Annotated in this window: 13 protein-coding genes; 10 read left to right on the top strand and 3 right to left on the bottom strand. The window is 69.2% G+C overall.

Annotation, left to right across the window (positions count from 1 at the left end):
* Positions 1-9 precede the first annotated feature (9 nt).
* From JIX55_RS11140 to JIX55_RS11115, 6 genes are all read left to right on the top strand, one after another.
* Positions 10-645: a TetR/AcrR family transcriptional regulator gene (locus JIX55_RS11140; protein ID WP_257563142.1), complete on the top strand. Its 636-nt coding sequence runs from the start codon at positions 10-12 to the stop codon at positions 643-645.
* A 345-nt stretch (positions 646-990) separates the two neighbouring features.
* Positions 991-2,640, top strand: a complete 1,650-nt coding sequence (locus JIX55_RS11135) for a sensor histidine kinase (RefSeq protein ID WP_257563141.1) — start codon at positions 991-993, stop codon at positions 2,638-2,640.
* Positions 2,637-3,044 carry a roadblock/LC7 domain-containing protein gene (locus JIX55_RS11130; RefSeq protein ID WP_257563140.1) on the top strand — a complete coding sequence of 136 codons (408 nt, stop codon included), beginning with the start codon at positions 2,637-2,639 and terminating at the stop codon, positions 3,042-3,044. Before JIX55_RS11135 ends, JIX55_RS11130 begins: the two co-directional genes overlap by 4 nt.
* Entirely contained in the window at positions 3,041-3,454 is a 414-nt protein-coding gene (locus tag JIX55_RS11125; protein WP_257563139.1) for a DUF742 domain-containing protein, read from the top strand. The genes JIX55_RS11130 and JIX55_RS11125 overlap by 4 nt, the downstream gene beginning before the upstream one ends.
* Positions 3,435-4,052: a GTP-binding protein gene (locus tag JIX55_RS11120; RefSeq protein ID WP_257563138.1), complete on the top strand. Its 618-nt coding sequence runs from the start codon at positions 3,435-3,437 to the stop codon at positions 4,050-4,052. The genes JIX55_RS11125 and JIX55_RS11120 overlap by 20 nt, the downstream gene beginning before the upstream one ends.
* 170 nt (positions 4,053-4,222) lie before the next feature.
* Positions 4,223-5,692: a cytochrome P450 gene (locus tag JIX55_RS11115; RefSeq protein ID WP_257563137.1), complete on the top strand. Its 1,470-nt coding sequence runs from the start codon at positions 4,223-4,225 to the stop codon at positions 5,690-5,692.
* 18 nt (positions 5,693-5,710) lie between these two features.
* Here the strand turns inward: JIX55_RS11115 and JIX55_RS11110 are convergent, their stop codons facing one another.
* The gene (locus tag JIX55_RS11110) at positions 5,711-6,655 is read right to left on the bottom strand and encodes an RluA family pseudouridine synthase (protein WP_257563136.1); all 945 of its coding nucleotides are present in this window, start codon (positions 6,653-6,655) and stop codon (positions 5,711-5,713) included.
* Between the two features lie 59 nt (positions 6,656-6,714).
* Between JIX55_RS11110 and JIX55_RS11105 the strand changes: the two genes are divergently transcribed.
* From JIX55_RS11105 to JIX55_RS11095, 3 genes are all read left to right on the top strand, one after another.
* Positions 6,715-7,296 (top strand): GNAT family N-acetyltransferase, encoded by a 582-nt coding sequence (locus JIX55_RS11105; protein ID WP_257563135.1) that lies wholly within the window; start codon positions 6,715-6,717, stop codon positions 7,294-7,296.
* A 742-nt stretch (positions 7,297-8,038) separates the two neighbouring features.
* The gene (locus JIX55_RS11100) at positions 8,039-9,079 is read left to right on the top strand and encodes a terpene synthase family protein (RefSeq protein ID WP_257569292.1); all 1,041 of its coding nucleotides are present in this window, start codon (positions 8,039-8,041) and stop codon (positions 9,077-9,079) included.
* 131 nt (positions 9,080-9,210) lie between these two features.
* Complete coding sequence (locus JIX55_RS11095; protein WP_257563134.1) at positions 9,211-10,554, top strand: cytochrome P450; 1,344 nt, start codon at positions 9,211-9,213, stop codon at positions 10,552-10,554.
* Positions 10,555-10,579: 25 nt separating this feature from the next.
* Here JIX55_RS11095 and JIX55_RS11090 read toward each other — a convergent pair whose 3' ends face one another.
* Positions 10,580-12,124 (bottom strand): amino acid permease, encoded by a 1,545-nt coding sequence (locus JIX55_RS11090; RefSeq protein WP_257563133.1) that lies wholly within the window; start codon positions 12,122-12,124, stop codon positions 10,580-10,582.
* 315 nt (positions 12,125-12,439) lie between these two features.
* Between JIX55_RS11090 and JIX55_RS11085 the strand changes: the two genes are divergently transcribed.
* Positions 12,440-13,285 (top strand): N-formylglutamate amidohydrolase, encoded by an 846-nt coding sequence (locus JIX55_RS11085; RefSeq protein WP_257563132.1) that lies wholly within the window; start codon positions 12,440-12,442, stop codon positions 13,283-13,285.
* Here JIX55_RS11085 and JIX55_RS11080 read toward each other — a convergent pair.
* Complete coding sequence (locus JIX55_RS11080; RefSeq protein ID WP_257563131.1) at positions 13,272-14,900, bottom strand: serine hydrolase; 1,629 nt, start codon at positions 14,898-14,900, stop codon at positions 13,272-13,274. The genes JIX55_RS11085 and JIX55_RS11080 overlap by 14 nt on opposite strands.
* Between the last annotated feature and the right edge of the window lie 35 nt (positions 14,901-14,935).

Here is a 14,935-nt window from a genome sequence, read left to right as displayed (position 1 = left end):
ATCGAACGCATGGGAAGCGTGGCTGGCACGGGTGGGCGGCGGGTCGGCAGACCCCGGGCCGAACGGCGGCCGGAGAGCGGCCTGTCACCCCGCGACGAACTGCTCGCCGCCGCCGCGGAGTTGTTCACGACCCGGGGCTACGCGGCCACCACCACCCGGGCCGTCGCCGAGCGCGCCGGCCTGCGGCAGGCGAGCATGTACCACCACGTCTCCGGCAAGGAGGAGCTGCTCGCCGAGCTCCTGGAGTCCACGGTCACGCCGTCGCTCACGTACGCCCGGGAACTCCTCGCCCAGGGCGCCGTCCGTGCCGAGCGGCGACTGTGGGAGTTGTGCCGCGCCGATGTCGCCCTCCTGTGCGGCGGCCCGCACAACCTCGGCGGCCTCTACCTCCTCCCGGAGATCCGCGCCGAACGCTTCGCCGGCTTCCATGCCGTACGGGCCGAACTCAAGGACGCCTACCGGCAGTTGATCGCGGCGACGGCCGCCGGCGGGGCGCTCGCCAAGAGTGAGCTGGATCTGCGGACCGACCTGGTCTTCGGGCTGATCGAGGGCGTCATCCTCGTCCATCGCTCCGACCCCGACCGCTCTGTCTCCGCCTTCGCCGAGGCGACGGCGGACGCCGCGCTGCGCATCGCCGGCGTCTGAGTCGGGCGCCCTCGGCAGTTCGCCTCCGGCGTCTGTTCACCCTGTCAAGAGGCTCTTTTCGTACGCCCGTGCACGGTCACACGGTGTGTGCGAATGATGCCCCAGTGTGTAAATGACCAGAGCGTACTCCGGTCGCGAGGGTGATTTCAGACGGTTGCTGAATATGACGCAGCGATGATCCGGTCGGACTAAGCTCGCCCGCAGCGCACCGAGTTGAGGTGTATTCGTGCGCTTGTTCCAAAAAATACCGAAGATCCAGTTTGAATCGTGGATGAACCCCAGCAACCCCCAGCAACTCCCCGCAAGTCCCCCGACCTTCAGCCGAACTGTCTTTAGAGGGCATACATGGTGAGTGTTCAAAAGCCTCCCGGTGGCCGTGAACTTCCCTACGCGCGCGTGCTGCCGCTACCGGCGATACTGATGGCCGCGGCGACCGGGACCACCGTCTCCCTGGTGACGGGGCCGGCCCGGCTCGCCGTCGGCTTGTGCGGAGCCGTCGCGACGCTCCTGCTGCTCGTGGTCGCCGTCGTCGCGGTGCGCGGCAGCCGTCGTACGGTCCGTGCGCTACGCGCGGAACAGGGGCGGCAGACCGCCCTTCTCGAACAGCGGATCGCCGCCCACGACCAGGAATTCACCCGGCTGGGCAAGGAGATCCTGCCCGCCGCGCTGTACCGGCTGCGCGGCGGAGAATCCCCCCCAGAGGTGGTTCGTCACATCGTCGACGGCGACACGGAGTGGCGCCAACTCCCCAAATCCCAGCGTGACTTGCTGCAAACGGTGCTCACCATCGTCGACCGCGAGGAAGCGCTGCGCGACTCCTCGCAGCGGTCCTTCGTCAACATCGCCCGTCGCGTCCAGGCGATCGTCCACCAGCAGAACAAGGAACTCCGCGAGATGGAGGAGGACCACGGGCGCAACCCCGAGGTCTTCGACGACCTGCTGCGCATCGACCACGGCACCGCGCTGATCGGCCGCCTGGCCGACTCCATCGCCGTCCTCGGCGGCAGCCGCCCCGGCCGTGTCTGGCCCCGGCCCGTCCCGCTGTACAGCGTGCTGCGCGGCGCCATGTCCCGCATCCTGGAGTACCGCCGCATCGAGCTCGACTCGATCGCCAAGGTCAACGTCAACGGCGTCTCCGTCGAACCGGTCATCCACGCCTGCGCGGAGCTCCTGGACAACGCCACCCGCTACTCGCCGCCGCACACCAAGGTGCACGTCACCGCCGTGGAGGTGCAGACCGGCATCGCCATCGAGATCGAGGACGGTGGCATCAGCCTCGGTGAGGAGAACCGCGCCAAGATCGAGGACATGCTGGCCAAGGCCCAGCAGGGCGTGGATATCCAGGACATGAGGGACAGTCCGCGCCTCGGCCTCGCCGTCGTGGGCCGGCTGTCGACGATGTACAACATGCAGATCTCACTGCGGCCGTCCGCGTACGGCGGTGTCCGCGCCGTCGTCGTCGTCCCCCGCGACATGCTCACCGAGGAGCCCGCCCCCGGCCTCGCCCACGGCATCGGCGCCGCCGCCGTACCGACCATGGACACCGGCGGTGTCGAAGGCCCCGACCGCAAGCCCAAGCGTCGCCGCCCGACCACCGGACCGCGGATCCCGAGCTCCGCGGAGGACATGGGACGGGACCTGGAGGACGACGTTCCCGTCGTCACCGAGTGGACGGCCAACGGTCTGCCACAGCGTCGCAGCCGGATGACGATCCCGCTCAGCCAGCGCTACGCCGAGGCCGCCGCCGCCGAGGCCGCCGCCGAGGCCGCGATCGCCGCCTCACCCGTGTGGCAGCCCGAGCCCGAGCCGGAGAAGGAACTGCCGCCGCCCGGCCTGTGGGTCGAGGCGTTCATGGCCGGGCTGAAGGGTGACCCGGACCCGGCCGCCCGCACCCAGAACCCGGACGACCCGGACGAGTCCACCGGCATCACCGCTCTCACCGCGAACAACGAGTCGGCCCGCACGGAGACCGACGACGAGGGGGACCTCAAGTGATCCAGCAACGAGCCAATTTCGACTGGCTGCTGAAGGATCTGGCCGACGGCGTGCCCGGCATCCAGCAGATCGTCGTGCTCTCCGCCGACGGCCTGCGGATCGCCCGCCACGGCGGCGACCCCGACGCCGCCGACCGGGTCGCCGCGGCCTGCGCGGGACTGCAGAGCCTGGCCGGCGCCGTGGCCAGTGAGATCCCGCAGAGCGACGGCCACATGCGGATGGTCATCATCCAGATCAACGGCGGCTACTTCTATCTGATGGCCGCCGGCTCCAACGCCTATCTCGCGGTGCTCGCCAACGAGATCGCCGAGCCCGGGCTGATGAGCAACCGCATGCGTGACCTCGTCGACCGGATCGGCTCCCACCTCACCAGTCCGCCGCGGCGGAACGGGCAGACCGTATGACGCCTCCGCGGCGCCAGCGGCGCCAGCCCAAACACGAGCCGCCTCCACCGCCGCCGCCCCTGGACGTCCCCACGGGCGGAACGGGGGAGCGGCCCCCCGAGCGGCTCTACATCCTCACCGGCGAGGACGGCGAGCGAGCCCCGATCGACCTCGTCACGTTAATCGTGGCGTGTGCCGATCCGCCGCCGTCCGCCGCACCGGAGCAGTCGGCGCTCCTCCGGCTCTGTCAGGCACCCCTGTCCGTGGCCGAGATCTCGGCCTATCTCAACCTGCCGATCAGCGTGGTGACCGTCCTGCTCACCGAGCTGCTGACGGCCGAACTGGTACAGGCGCGCGCACCGGTCGTCCGGCAGGCGCGGGCGGACCGTTCCCTCCTCGAAGCGGTGATGCATGGACTTCAAAAGCTCTGACACCATCACGGGTCCACGGACCGAGGACCACCTGCCGCACACCGCGCAGGCCGCGGCGAAGATCGTGATCGTGGGCGGTTTCGGGGTCGGCAAGACGACCATGGTGGGGTCCGTCAGCGAGATCAGGCCGCTGACGACCGAGGAGACCATGACGCAGGCCGGCATCGGGGTCGACGACAACTTCGGTTCCAAGACCAAGACGGCCACCACCGTGGCCATGGACTTCGGCCGCATCAGCATCACGGACGAGCTGGTGCTCTATCTGTTCGGCACCCCCGGACAGGAGCGCTTCTGGTTCCTCTGGAACGGCCTGTTCGAAGGTGCCCTCGGCGCGGTCGTCCTGGTCGACACCCGTCGGCTGGAGGTCAGCTTCGACGTCATGGGCCGCCTGGAGGAACGCGGCGTGCCCTTCGTCGTGGCGGTCAACGACTTCCCGGACGCGCCCCGCTACGCGCTGGACGAACTGCGCCAGGCACTCGACCTCGTCGAGGAGATCCCCATCGTGCGCTGCGACGCACGGCGCCGGGCCTCCAGCCGGGACGTCCTGATGACTCTGATCCACTTCCTGCACTCGCTGACGACGAAGGCGTCGGCATGAGCCTCGTACGAGGCCCACGCCTTCCCTGAGCCGTCACCTTCCTGAACCGCACGCCGTACCTGTCCCGTGACCGGGAGCCGTGTCGTCCCGCACGGAGTCCCCTCCCGGTCTCTCAGTAGTGCCCCGGAACACCACAGACAGCTGATCCACTTCAGTTCGGAGCGATCGTCGTGACGCCTGAATCCCACTCCCTGACCGGTACGGACGACCCGTCGGCCGGGCCGCCCCCCGGCTGCCCCGCGCACGGCCTCGGCCTTGGCCCCGGCGGGCTGCGCCGGCTGTACGGCCCCGAGGCGGAGGACCTGGGAACCCTGTACGAGAAACTGCGCGCGGAGCACGGGCCGGTGGCCCCCGCGCTGCTCCAACAGGACGTGCCGGTCTGGGTGGTGCTCGGCCACGGTGAGAACATGCACATGGTGAGCGCCCCCTCGCAGTACTCCCGTGACCCCCGGTTGTGGACCGCCGTACAGGACGGCACGATCAAGCCCGATCACCCGCTCATGCCGATGATCGCCTGGCAGCCCATCTGCTCCCATACCGAGGGCGACGAGCACCTGCGGCTGCGCGGAGCGGTCACCGGCGCCATGTCGACCATCGACTACCGGGCCATCCGCCGCTACATCAACCGCGCGGCCCAGCACCTCGTCAACAAGTTCTCCGAGGAGGGCAGGGCCGACCTGGTCAGCCAGTTCTGCGAGCACCTGCCGATGGCGGTGATGTGCGAGATCCTCGGTATGCCCGAGGAGTACAACGACCGGATCGTGCATGCCGCTCGCGACATGCTCAAGGGCACCGAGACCGCCATCGCCAGCAACGCGTACATCATGGACGTGCTGATGCGGCTCACCGTCCGCCGCCGGGCCGAACCCCAGGAGGACTTCACCAGCCAGCTGATCAACCACCCGGCGCGGCTCAACGACGAGGAGGTCGGCCAGCACCTGCGCCTCGTCCTGATCGTCGCGTACGAGAGCACCGCCAACCTCCTCGCCAACGTACTGCGGGTGGTGCTCACCGACCCGGGGTTCCGCGCCCAGCTCAACGGCGGCCAGATGACGGTGCCCCAGGCGGTGGAGCAGTCCCTGTGGGACGAGCCGCCGTTCAGCACCGTCCTGGGCTACTTCGCCAAGCAGGAGACCGAGCTGGGCGGCCAGCGCATCCGCAAGGGCGACGGCCTGATCCTGGGCATCGAGCCGGGCAACGTCGACCCGCGCGTCCGTCCCGACCTCAGGGCCAACATGCAGGGCAACCGCTCCCACCTGGCCTTCGGTGGCGGTCCCCACCAGTGCCCGGGCCAGGACATCGGCCGAGCCATCGCCGATGTCAGCGTCGAAGCGCTGCTGGCCCGCCTGCCGGACATCCAACTCGACTGCGACGAGGACGAGCTGAGCTGGCGAGCGTCCATCTCCAACCGGCACCTGGTGGAACTGCCGGTGAGGTTCACGCCCAAGGCCCAGGAGGAGGTCATGACGGGGCCAGCGCACCCGGTGCCGTCACAGCGTCGCGGCAACATGCAGGCCGGCAGGCCACAGCCGCGGACGGCGACTCCGGAGCCCGCCGCTCCGGCCACCGCTCCGACGCCGGAACCGGCCCCCCGACCGGGCCTGTTCCGGCGCCTCCAGCGCTGGTGGCGCGGCGACTGAGCCGACCGGGCACCAGGGCTATCCGGCCCACTCCTCGTACGACGACCAGGCCCGCAGCACCCGCGGGCTGACGAACCGGTGCTCGCGCCCCGTGACCGGATCGGTGAACTCCAGCACCCGCGCCAGCAGTTGGAGCGGCTGCCGGAAGTCACCGTCCGCCACGGGGCCTTTCACTTCCGGATACAGGGGATCACCGAGGATCGGCACGCCCAACGCACACATATGCACCCGCAGTTGGTGCGTCTGCCCGGTGCGCGGTCGCAGCCGATAGCGAGCGGGGCCGTCGTCCCGCCGCTCCAGCAACTCCACGTCGCTGACGGCATTGGGCTCGCCCTCGACCTCGCGCGCCGCCATGACCCCGCGCTCCTTCACGATCCGGCTGCGCACGGTACGCGGCAGGGCGAGCGCCGGATCGTACGGGGCGACGGCCTCGTACTCCTTGGTGACGAGCCGGTCGCGGAACAGCGACTGGTACGCGCCGCGCTCATCGGGGCGCACAGTGAACAGCACCAGCCCGGCGGTGAGCCGGTCCAGGCGGTGGGCCGCGCCCAGCGTGGGCAGGCCCAGCTCCCGGCGCAGCCGCGCGAGCGCGGTCTCCGCGACATGGCTGCCGCGCGGTGTCGTGGCCAGGAAATGCGGTTTGTCGACGACGACGATGTGCTCGTCGCGGTACACGACGTCCAGCGGGAACGGCACCGGCACCTCGTACGGCAGCTCCCGGTGGAACCACACGGTCATGCCCGGCACAAACGCCATGTCACGCGGCACGGCACGCCCCGCGGTGTCCACGATCAGCCCCGCGTCCAGCATCCCGTCGATCACCCCCGCCCCGGCCGCGAGCCGCTCCACCAGATGATCACGCACGGTCGCCCACGCCGTCCCCTGCGGCAGCTTCACGCGCACCGGATCGACCCCTTCGCGCTGCGGCAGGGGTGAGGGAGGAATCGGCCTTCTGCGTCTCATCACGATCAAGCCTACGAAACTCGATGCTCCCGCCCGCGCCCGTTGGCAGGATGCGCAGCATGCCTTTCCTCACCAGCGCAGTCCTGGCCGCCGGCACCCTGGCCCGGCGGCCACAGCCCACCCTCCGCACCGGCGACGGCCTGGTCCTGCGGCCCTGGCGGACCGAGGACGCGCCCGAGGTCCACAAGGCCTTCCAGGACCCACTCCTGCACCAGTGGCACATCCGACGGTCCGGGTCGGAGAGCGAGGCGCGCGGTTGGATCGACGAGTGGCTCAAGGCCTGGCCGGGCGAGGGCAACGCACAGTGGGCCGTCACCGACGCGGACACCGACCGGCTGCTGGGGCGCGCCGCGCTGCGGAGCATCGTGCTCGCCGACGGCTGCGCAGAACTTGCCTACTGGACCGCGCCGTGGGCCCGTGGCCAGGGCGTCGCCTCGCGCGCGACGGCGATCCTGACTCGCTGGTCCTTCGACGAGATCGGCTTCCATCGCCTCGAACTCCTCCACGCCGTCCGCAACGAGGCATCCTGCCGGGTGGCCACGAAGACCGGCTTCGCTCTGGAGGGCATCAAGCGCCGTGCCCTCCTCCACCCCGACGGCTGGCACGACATGCACCTGCACGCGCGCGTGCAGGGCGGCTGACGTCACGTGCGCGTGTGTGTCGAGCTGTTCCGGTCTCCGGCTCAACGCGAGAGCGGGTGCCGCAGGCAGTCCGGCGTGATGGGGCCGACATGTTCGGCCAGTTGTCGGCTGTACTTGCGGGCCCGGAGGAGAGACATCCCCGTCCCGGGACGACCGCGCTGTCGAGGGCACTCCTTCGAGAGCGGGCCGGCAGAAACCCGCCGGTGACGGCGCTCTGCTCGCCACACTCTCATCGATCGGCGTTTCCCCAGGTCAGGCACTGGAATTCTGCTGCGCGCGCTCCGCCACAGAACCACCCGGCAGGTCGAGTGGGCGCCGCTCGAGCCCCCGACCGCAGAGGGGGCGTGCGCGCCGTGATCCGGCGTCCGTCGAGCCGAACGTGCAACAGCGTTCACACCTGGATCAATGTCGGCCACTTCCGGTGCGGACCCAACTGCGGTGTGATGAGAGGGTGCACCGCCGAAGGGCGGCACATCCTGCTTGCGCCACCGTGGAAGGGGGAGCCCGTGCCGCCACCCGTCGCGCCGTCGCCCACCGCGACCGCGGCTGCCTCGGCCCTCTCGGAGCACGCCCGTGACCGGGCACGCCGACAGCGCAGTGGGAGATGTCCCCGTACGGCACCGTGAAGCACCGATCGTCGGCCAACTTCTCGACTTCTCGCTGCGAGAGCAGGCGACTCCCGCACGCCTCACCCGCCTCAGCGAACTCCGGCGCCACAGACATGGAGGACTTAGTGCTCGCCATGATCCCGACGTATGCGGAGCCAACCCCCCCGTTCGTAAGCCCGTACATTCAGAGGATCGAGGAGTACGTCCGCTCACTCGGCGAGAGTCTCGGGCTGACCGAGACACCGGGCGGCCGGGAGCGGCTGGAAGCAGGCTACGGGCACTTTGTGGCCTGGACCTATCCCGAAGCCTCGTTCCGTGATCTCTGCCTCTGTGCGGAATGGCTTTTCTTCACCTTCATCCTGGACGACCTGCACACGTTGGAGGTCTATGACGATCCAGAAGCCTGGGCTCCGGTCCACCGGCGCCTGATGGACATCATCGGCACGGGAAAGGATCCGGCCCCCGAACGGGAGCGGACTCCCTTCACCAAGGCGCTCACGGATCTGTCCATCCGTACCGGAGAAAGGCTCTCGCCGACGCTCCACGGACGGCTTAAACGGCATCTTGACCTGTTCTTCCAGGGATTCACCGAGGAATCCGAGAACCGTTTCCGCGGAATTCCTCCCGGGGTCGACAGTTTCACCCGGACGAGGCGATTGTCGGTCGGCATGGAGTTCGGCTTCGATCTGGTTGAGCTCAGCCAGGGCACGGAAGTGCCTGAAAGCATCTATGAGACCGGCTTGTTCAGGGAGATCATCGACGCTGCGAGCGATGTGGTCGCCTGGCAGAACGACTTGCATTCGATTCACCTGGATGACAGGCGTGGAGACTTCCACAACGTCGTCATCGTCATGCAGCATGCCGGCGGAATCTCGCTGCGGGAAGCCATCGACTCGGCCGTCGCCAAGGTTCGGGGGCGAGTGGCGGACTTCCTGGCCGCCGAACAGCAGCTCTTGCCCTTCCTGGAGCGCCGTGGTGTGCCGCCCCGCGCCCGTGAAGAGATCCTGAAGGTCACTGCCGGAATGCGGCAGTGGACGAATGGATGCCTGCACTGGTACGGAAACACCACCCGTTACACCATCCCCACCATTGCGGACGAGTCGGATCAACAGCACGCTCACCTGCAGGCGATGATCCCGAGCCAGGCTCGTGCACTGCGACACAGTTGCGGGTGACCGGCAAGGAACAACCCCCGGATTCCTCAACGCCGGCCTGCACGAGGATCCCGCCCCATCGATGCGAACCAAGAGCGGCTTGGAGCAGTAGCTCGCCACCATCCTGGATCGACAAGAAGGGCCAACACGCCATGGCGACGGACCATGAAGGCATTGCACAGGCTCCGGGGGCACTGCCGATCGTCGGGCATCTGTTACCCCTGCTCCGTGACCCGCTGCGCTTCCTGAAAACCCTCCCCTCCTACGGAGATCTGGTACGGATACGGCTGGGTCCGCAGACGGCCGTCGTGGTCTGCCGGCCTGAACTGGTACAGCAAGTCCTCCTCCACGACCGCATATACGACAAGGGCGGACCGCTCATCGAGCGGGTCGGGAATGCGCTGGGGAACGGCCTTGCCTCATGCCCCCACAGCGCCCACCGGCGACAGCGACGCACCTTGCAGCCGGCCTTCTCCCGCACATGCATGCGTGAATACGCCGCCATCATGACGCAGCAGATAGACAACCTCGCAACCAGCTGGAGCGACGGGCGGACCGTCGACGTAGCCGCGCAGATGTACGACTTCGCGAGCAGCACCATTGCTCGAACCCTGTTCAGGGCGGAATTCGCGGGACCCGCCATCGACACCGTCACGGAATGTCTGCCGGACATCTTCCGCGGCATCTACCAGCAGGCTGTCCTCCCGCCTCTGCTCAGCCGTCTGCCCCTCCCCCCGAATCGGCGCTACGAGCGGGCTCGCAACCGGGCATGGGCCGCGGTCAGCAAGACCATCAGCTTGTACCGGCAAGACGATGAGCCCCACGGCGATGTGCTGTCGAGGCTCCTCGAGACGCATGACGACGAGGGAGGAGTCCTCGACGACGCCGAGATCCACGCGCAGATCATGACCCTGCTCGTAGCCGGTATCGAATCCACCGCAGGGGCACTTACCTGGGCTGTGCATCTTTTGTGCCAGTACCCCGATGTCCAAGAGCGATTGCGCACCGAGACGGCCGAGGTTCTCGGCACCCGAACCGCCACGTGGGACGATCTGCCCCGGCTCGACCTGGCACGCCGGGTCATCACCGAGACATTACGCCTCTACCCTCCCGGGTGGATCCTGACTCGAACGACCACCACCGAAGCCCGGCTGGCGGATGTCGTGATCCCTCCCGAAACCACCCTCGTCTACAGCCCGTACCTCATCCACCACGACGCACGATTCAATCCGCGCCCCGGTTCCTTCGATCCGGACCGGTGGCTCCCGGAGCGGCAACACGTGCGCGGCGCTTTCATTCCGTTCGGCGGAGGGGCGCGCAAATGCATAGGCGACAACTACGCGATGACCCTGGCGACACTCGCCCTGTCCACGATTGTGGCCCAATGGCGGTTCTCGCGTGTCGACCATCAACCGCCGCATATCGAACCGCGTATGACCCTGACCCCGCAGGGGGTCCGGGCCCGCGCGGACTGTCTGCAGGCAGCGCCCGATTGACGTTGGATCGATCACCGATATCAGACTATTGAGTCGGATCTGGGAGAGGCTGCGTGGTGGACCGTACGCGACGTGCGGTCCACCATCGGTACAGCACTCCGAGGCCCACCGTGACCAGCAGGAACAACACCGTGAACCACTGGAACCACCAGTGCCCGCCCGCCGGGTCGTACACCTCCGCGCGGGGCCAGGCCAGGTTGACGGTCATGAAGAGGCCGTAGACGAGGGCGAGGGCGTTGACGGGGATGCCCCAGCGGCCGAGGGAGAAGAGGGGCTTGCCGGTCTCGTCGGTGCCGTCGGGGCGGAAGGTGCCCTTCAGACGCCGTACGAGAAGCGGGCCGGTGACCATCGCGTACGCGAGGTAGAGCATCACGATGCAGGTGGTGCCGATGGCCAGGAACGCCTCCGGTGAGGCGAAGTTGAGGAGCAGGAGGGCGGCGGCGAGCAGGCCGACGACCACGGCGGGGGCGGTGGGCATGCCGGTGCGCGCGTTGACCTTGGCGAGCCGCCCGGCGAAGGGGAGTTGGCCGTCGCGGGCCATCGAGAAGAGCATGCGGCAGGCCGACGTCTGGATCGCGAGCGTGGCCACGGTGATCGCCACCACCACGTCGGCGAGCAGGAAGCGGCCCAGGCCGTCGCCGAGGCTGCTGGTGAGGACGTAGCTCAGGCCCTCCACGCCCAGTCGGCCGTCGGTGAGGCTGGGCGCGGCGAGCAGACCGGCGAGGACGAGGAGACCGCCCAGCAGACCGGCCGCGCCGAGTGCCGTGAGGATGGTTCGGGGCGCGGTGCGGCGGGGGTGGTGGGTCTCCTCGCTCATCTCGCCCGCGCTGTCGAAGCCGATCATCACGTACGCCGCCATGAACGAGCCCACGAGCAGGGCACCGAGGAGGTCGGTGCTGCCCTCGGCGGTGTGGAAGGTGATGCCGGGGGAGCGCTCGGAGTGGGTGAGGAGCAACACGACGATCAGGATCGCGCCGATGATCTCGGCGGTCACACCGACCCGGTTGACCACCGACAACACCCGGTTGTCGAGGGCGTTCACGACCGTGGTGAGGGCCAGCAGGATCACACCCAGGACGGCCGCGTTCGCCGCGCCCGTCGCCGAGGTGGGCGTCGGGTCGCCGCCGACGAGCTGGAAGCCCGACCAGATCGCGGGCATCACCATCTGCAGTGCGAGCGCGGCGGCCGCGACCACCACGATCTGCCCGATCACCATGATCCAGCCGGCGAACCAGCCGAAGGTCCGGTTGGCCAGCCGCGAGGACCACTGGTAGATCGCGCCCGATATCGGATAGCGCGCCGCCAGCTCCGCGAAGCACGCGGCCACCAGCAACTGGCCGATCAGCACCGCCGGCCAGGTCCAGAAGAAGACCGGGCCGCCGAACGCGTACCCGAAGGCGAAGAACTGGAAGACGGTCGTGAGGACCGAGATGAAGGAGAAACCGGCGGCGAACGAGGCGTACCTGTTCAGGCTGCGGTGCAGCTCCTGGCGGTAGCCGAACTCGGTCAGGGAACGGTCGTCGGGGGAGTGGGGTGGTTCCGGTCGGACATCGGGGGCGGTGCTCGTCATGGCGGCAACCTGCTTTCGCAACAAGCGGCGCGAGCCTTCGCGCCCGAGCGGCGCGAATTCCTGTCGAGCGACAGAAATTAGGGGAGTCCTGTGTCGCTCGTGTCACGCGATCGTGTCCGGGGCGGGCCCAAATCCTCACGACTTTTTCAGGGGTGGGTAGTTGGGGCAAGGGCTGGGCCGAGGTGGCGTCCGAGCGGCGCCGGACACGGCCCGGCGCGCCGCCGACCCTATGCTGAGCGGCCCCGGGACAACCCGCAGGCCCGCAGCCCGACAGTCGCACGCCCACACCCCACACCCCACAGCGAGGATCCTCGGATGAACGACGCGCCGCCCTCCTACCGGGTCCTTCCGGGCGCGCCGGAATCACCCGTGCTCCTGCACGTACCGCACAGTTCACGGGCGATCCCGGCGGCCGTACGGCATGGGATCGTCCTCGACGACGCCGCGCTGGAAGGGGAGTTGGACCACATCACCGACGCGCACACGGACCGGATCGCCGAGGCGGCCGCCGACCGGTCGGCCATGCGCCCTTGGCGGTTCGTCAACCAGCTGTCCCGTCTCGTGATCGACCCGGAGCGGTTCCCGGACGAGCGGGAGGAGATGCTGGCCGTGGGGATGGGCGCGGTCTACACGAGGACCACGCACCGGGAGGTGCTCCGTCCGTCCGGCCGCGACGGTCTGGCGCTCGACGGTCTGGCGCTCGACGGCCTCCCGGCCGACGGACAGCCGCTCATCGACGGCTACTTCCACCCGTACACCACCGCCATGACCGCCGCCGTGACCGATCGGCTCGATGCCGTCGGTCGGGCCGTGGTCATCGACGTCCACTCCTACCCGTCCGAGCCCCTGCCCTACGAACTCCACGGCGACGGCCCCCGCCCGCCCGTCTGCCTGGGCAGCGACCCCTTCCACACCCCGCCCGACCTGCTGGCCGCCGCCGAGGCCGCGTTCACCGGGTTCGGCGGCACCGGCGTCAACAGCCCGTTCGGGGGCACGTACGTCCCGCTGAAGTACTACGGGCACGACCCCCGGGTGACCGCCCTGATGGTCGAGATCCGGCGGGACGTCTACATGGCGGAGCCGGGTGGGCCGGCGGGGCCGGGGCTGAGGCAACTCGCGGACGCGCTGGCCCGGTTGGTGGACGTACTCACGAGCGCCTGAACGTCCCCAGGCCGGTCTCGTCGAACGCCTCGATCGTCACCTCGGTCGCCTTGCCGTTCTCGTCGCCCTTGAAGGTGACGCCGGAGGGGCCGCTGGCGTTCTCGCCCACCGTTTCGAAGAAGTAGGTGTCGCCGGCGTAGTGGGTCAGGCGGAAGGTCATGGGTTTGGGGCCGAGGCGCATGGTCAGGTCGCCCTTGGATTCCGTGACGGTGAGGGGGCCGTAGTAGGAGTTGGCGTAGGTGCCCGTGTAGGTGGCGTCGGCGCGGGCGTCGGAGGCGTCGTCCGGGGGCTTGGAGTAGTCGGTGGGGGAGCGGGACTTCTGGGCTTCCTGCTCGTAGAGCTGGGCCGCCAGGTTCAGCCAGTCCTCGGTCGGCTTGCCGTGCTGGGCCGTGTCGAGGAAGTCCAGCGAGACGGCGTCGGCGAGGCCGACGGGTTCGCCGTTGGTGAGGACGGCGATGCCGAGCTGTTCGCCGGGCAGCATCGTGACGTTGGTGTTGGCGCCGAGGGCGAAGGCGCCGGAGTGGCTGAGGCGGAGGCGGCCGAGGTCGTCGTAGGCGACGTTCCAGCCGAGGCCGTAGAAGCCGGCGCGGCCCGCCGGGGCGGGCGGCGGATGGGAGACGATCTCGGGGACGTGGGTGCGTTCGAGGGGGGCGGCGGCGATGACGCGGTCGCCGTCCAGCTCGCCGTTCGCGAGCTGGAGCCGCAGCCAGAGGGAGAGGTCGCGGACCGTGGAGCTCGCACCGCCGGCCGGTGACTGGGCGTCGGCGTCCCGGACGTGCCTCGCCTCCCAGACGCCGGTGTCGCCGCCCTCACGGACATGGGCGAAGGCCTTGTTGGTCGCGGCCTCGTAGTCGTTGAAGCGGGAGCTGGTGGTGTCCATGCCGGCCGGTTTGTAGAGCGTGTCCTCGGCGAGTTTCTCCCAGCTCGTCCCGGCGGCGTCGGCGACGGCCTCGCCCGCCGCCGTGACACCGAAGTTGGTGTACGCGTAGCTCGCGCGGAACGGCGTCAGGGGCTCCAGGCGGAGGTGTTCGAGGATGTAGTCCCGGTTGTAGCCGAGGTCCTCCAGGAGGTCGCCGGCGTGGTCGGGGAGGCCGCTGCGGTGGGCGAAGAGGTCCGCGATGGTGACGTGGTCGGTCACCCAGGGGTCCTTCAGGACGAAGTCCGGGAGGTGCTCGGACACCGGGTCGTCCCAGTCGACGGTCTTGTCGCCGACGGCTCCGGCGACCACGGTCGAGGCCAGCGGCTTCGACAGGGAGGCCAGCTGGAACACCGTGTCCGGGCCGACCTCGGTGTCCTGGCCGACATGCCGCTTGCCGTAGCCGTCCAGATGGACGACCCGGTCCTTGTACACGACGGCCACCGCGACGCCCGGCACCCCGGTCCGGTCCATGCCGCGCTCGACGATGCCGTCCAGGGCGTCGACCGCCCGGTCGACGTCCTCCTGGGTGAGCTGGGGCGGCGGCTGCGGCGGGGGAGCCGCCGAGGCGGTGCCGATGCCGTACGGGGTACCGCCGAGGACGAGGAGCGAGGCCAGGGCCAGCGCGCCCCGGGTCCTGCTTCGGCGGTGTGTCCTCGCGTGCCGGACACCCGTGTGTTCACTCAGCCGAACACCCATGTGTTCATTGAAACGGGTGAGCCGGGCTTTGTCCT

This window comes from Streptomyces sp. DSM 40750 (genome assembly GCF_024612035.1).
GTDB lineage: Bacteria > Actinomycetota > Actinomycetes > Streptomycetales > Streptomycetaceae > Streptomyces.
Note: the sequence above shows the minus strand (reverse complement) of the source record. Positions and strands in the feature narration are given on the sequence as shown.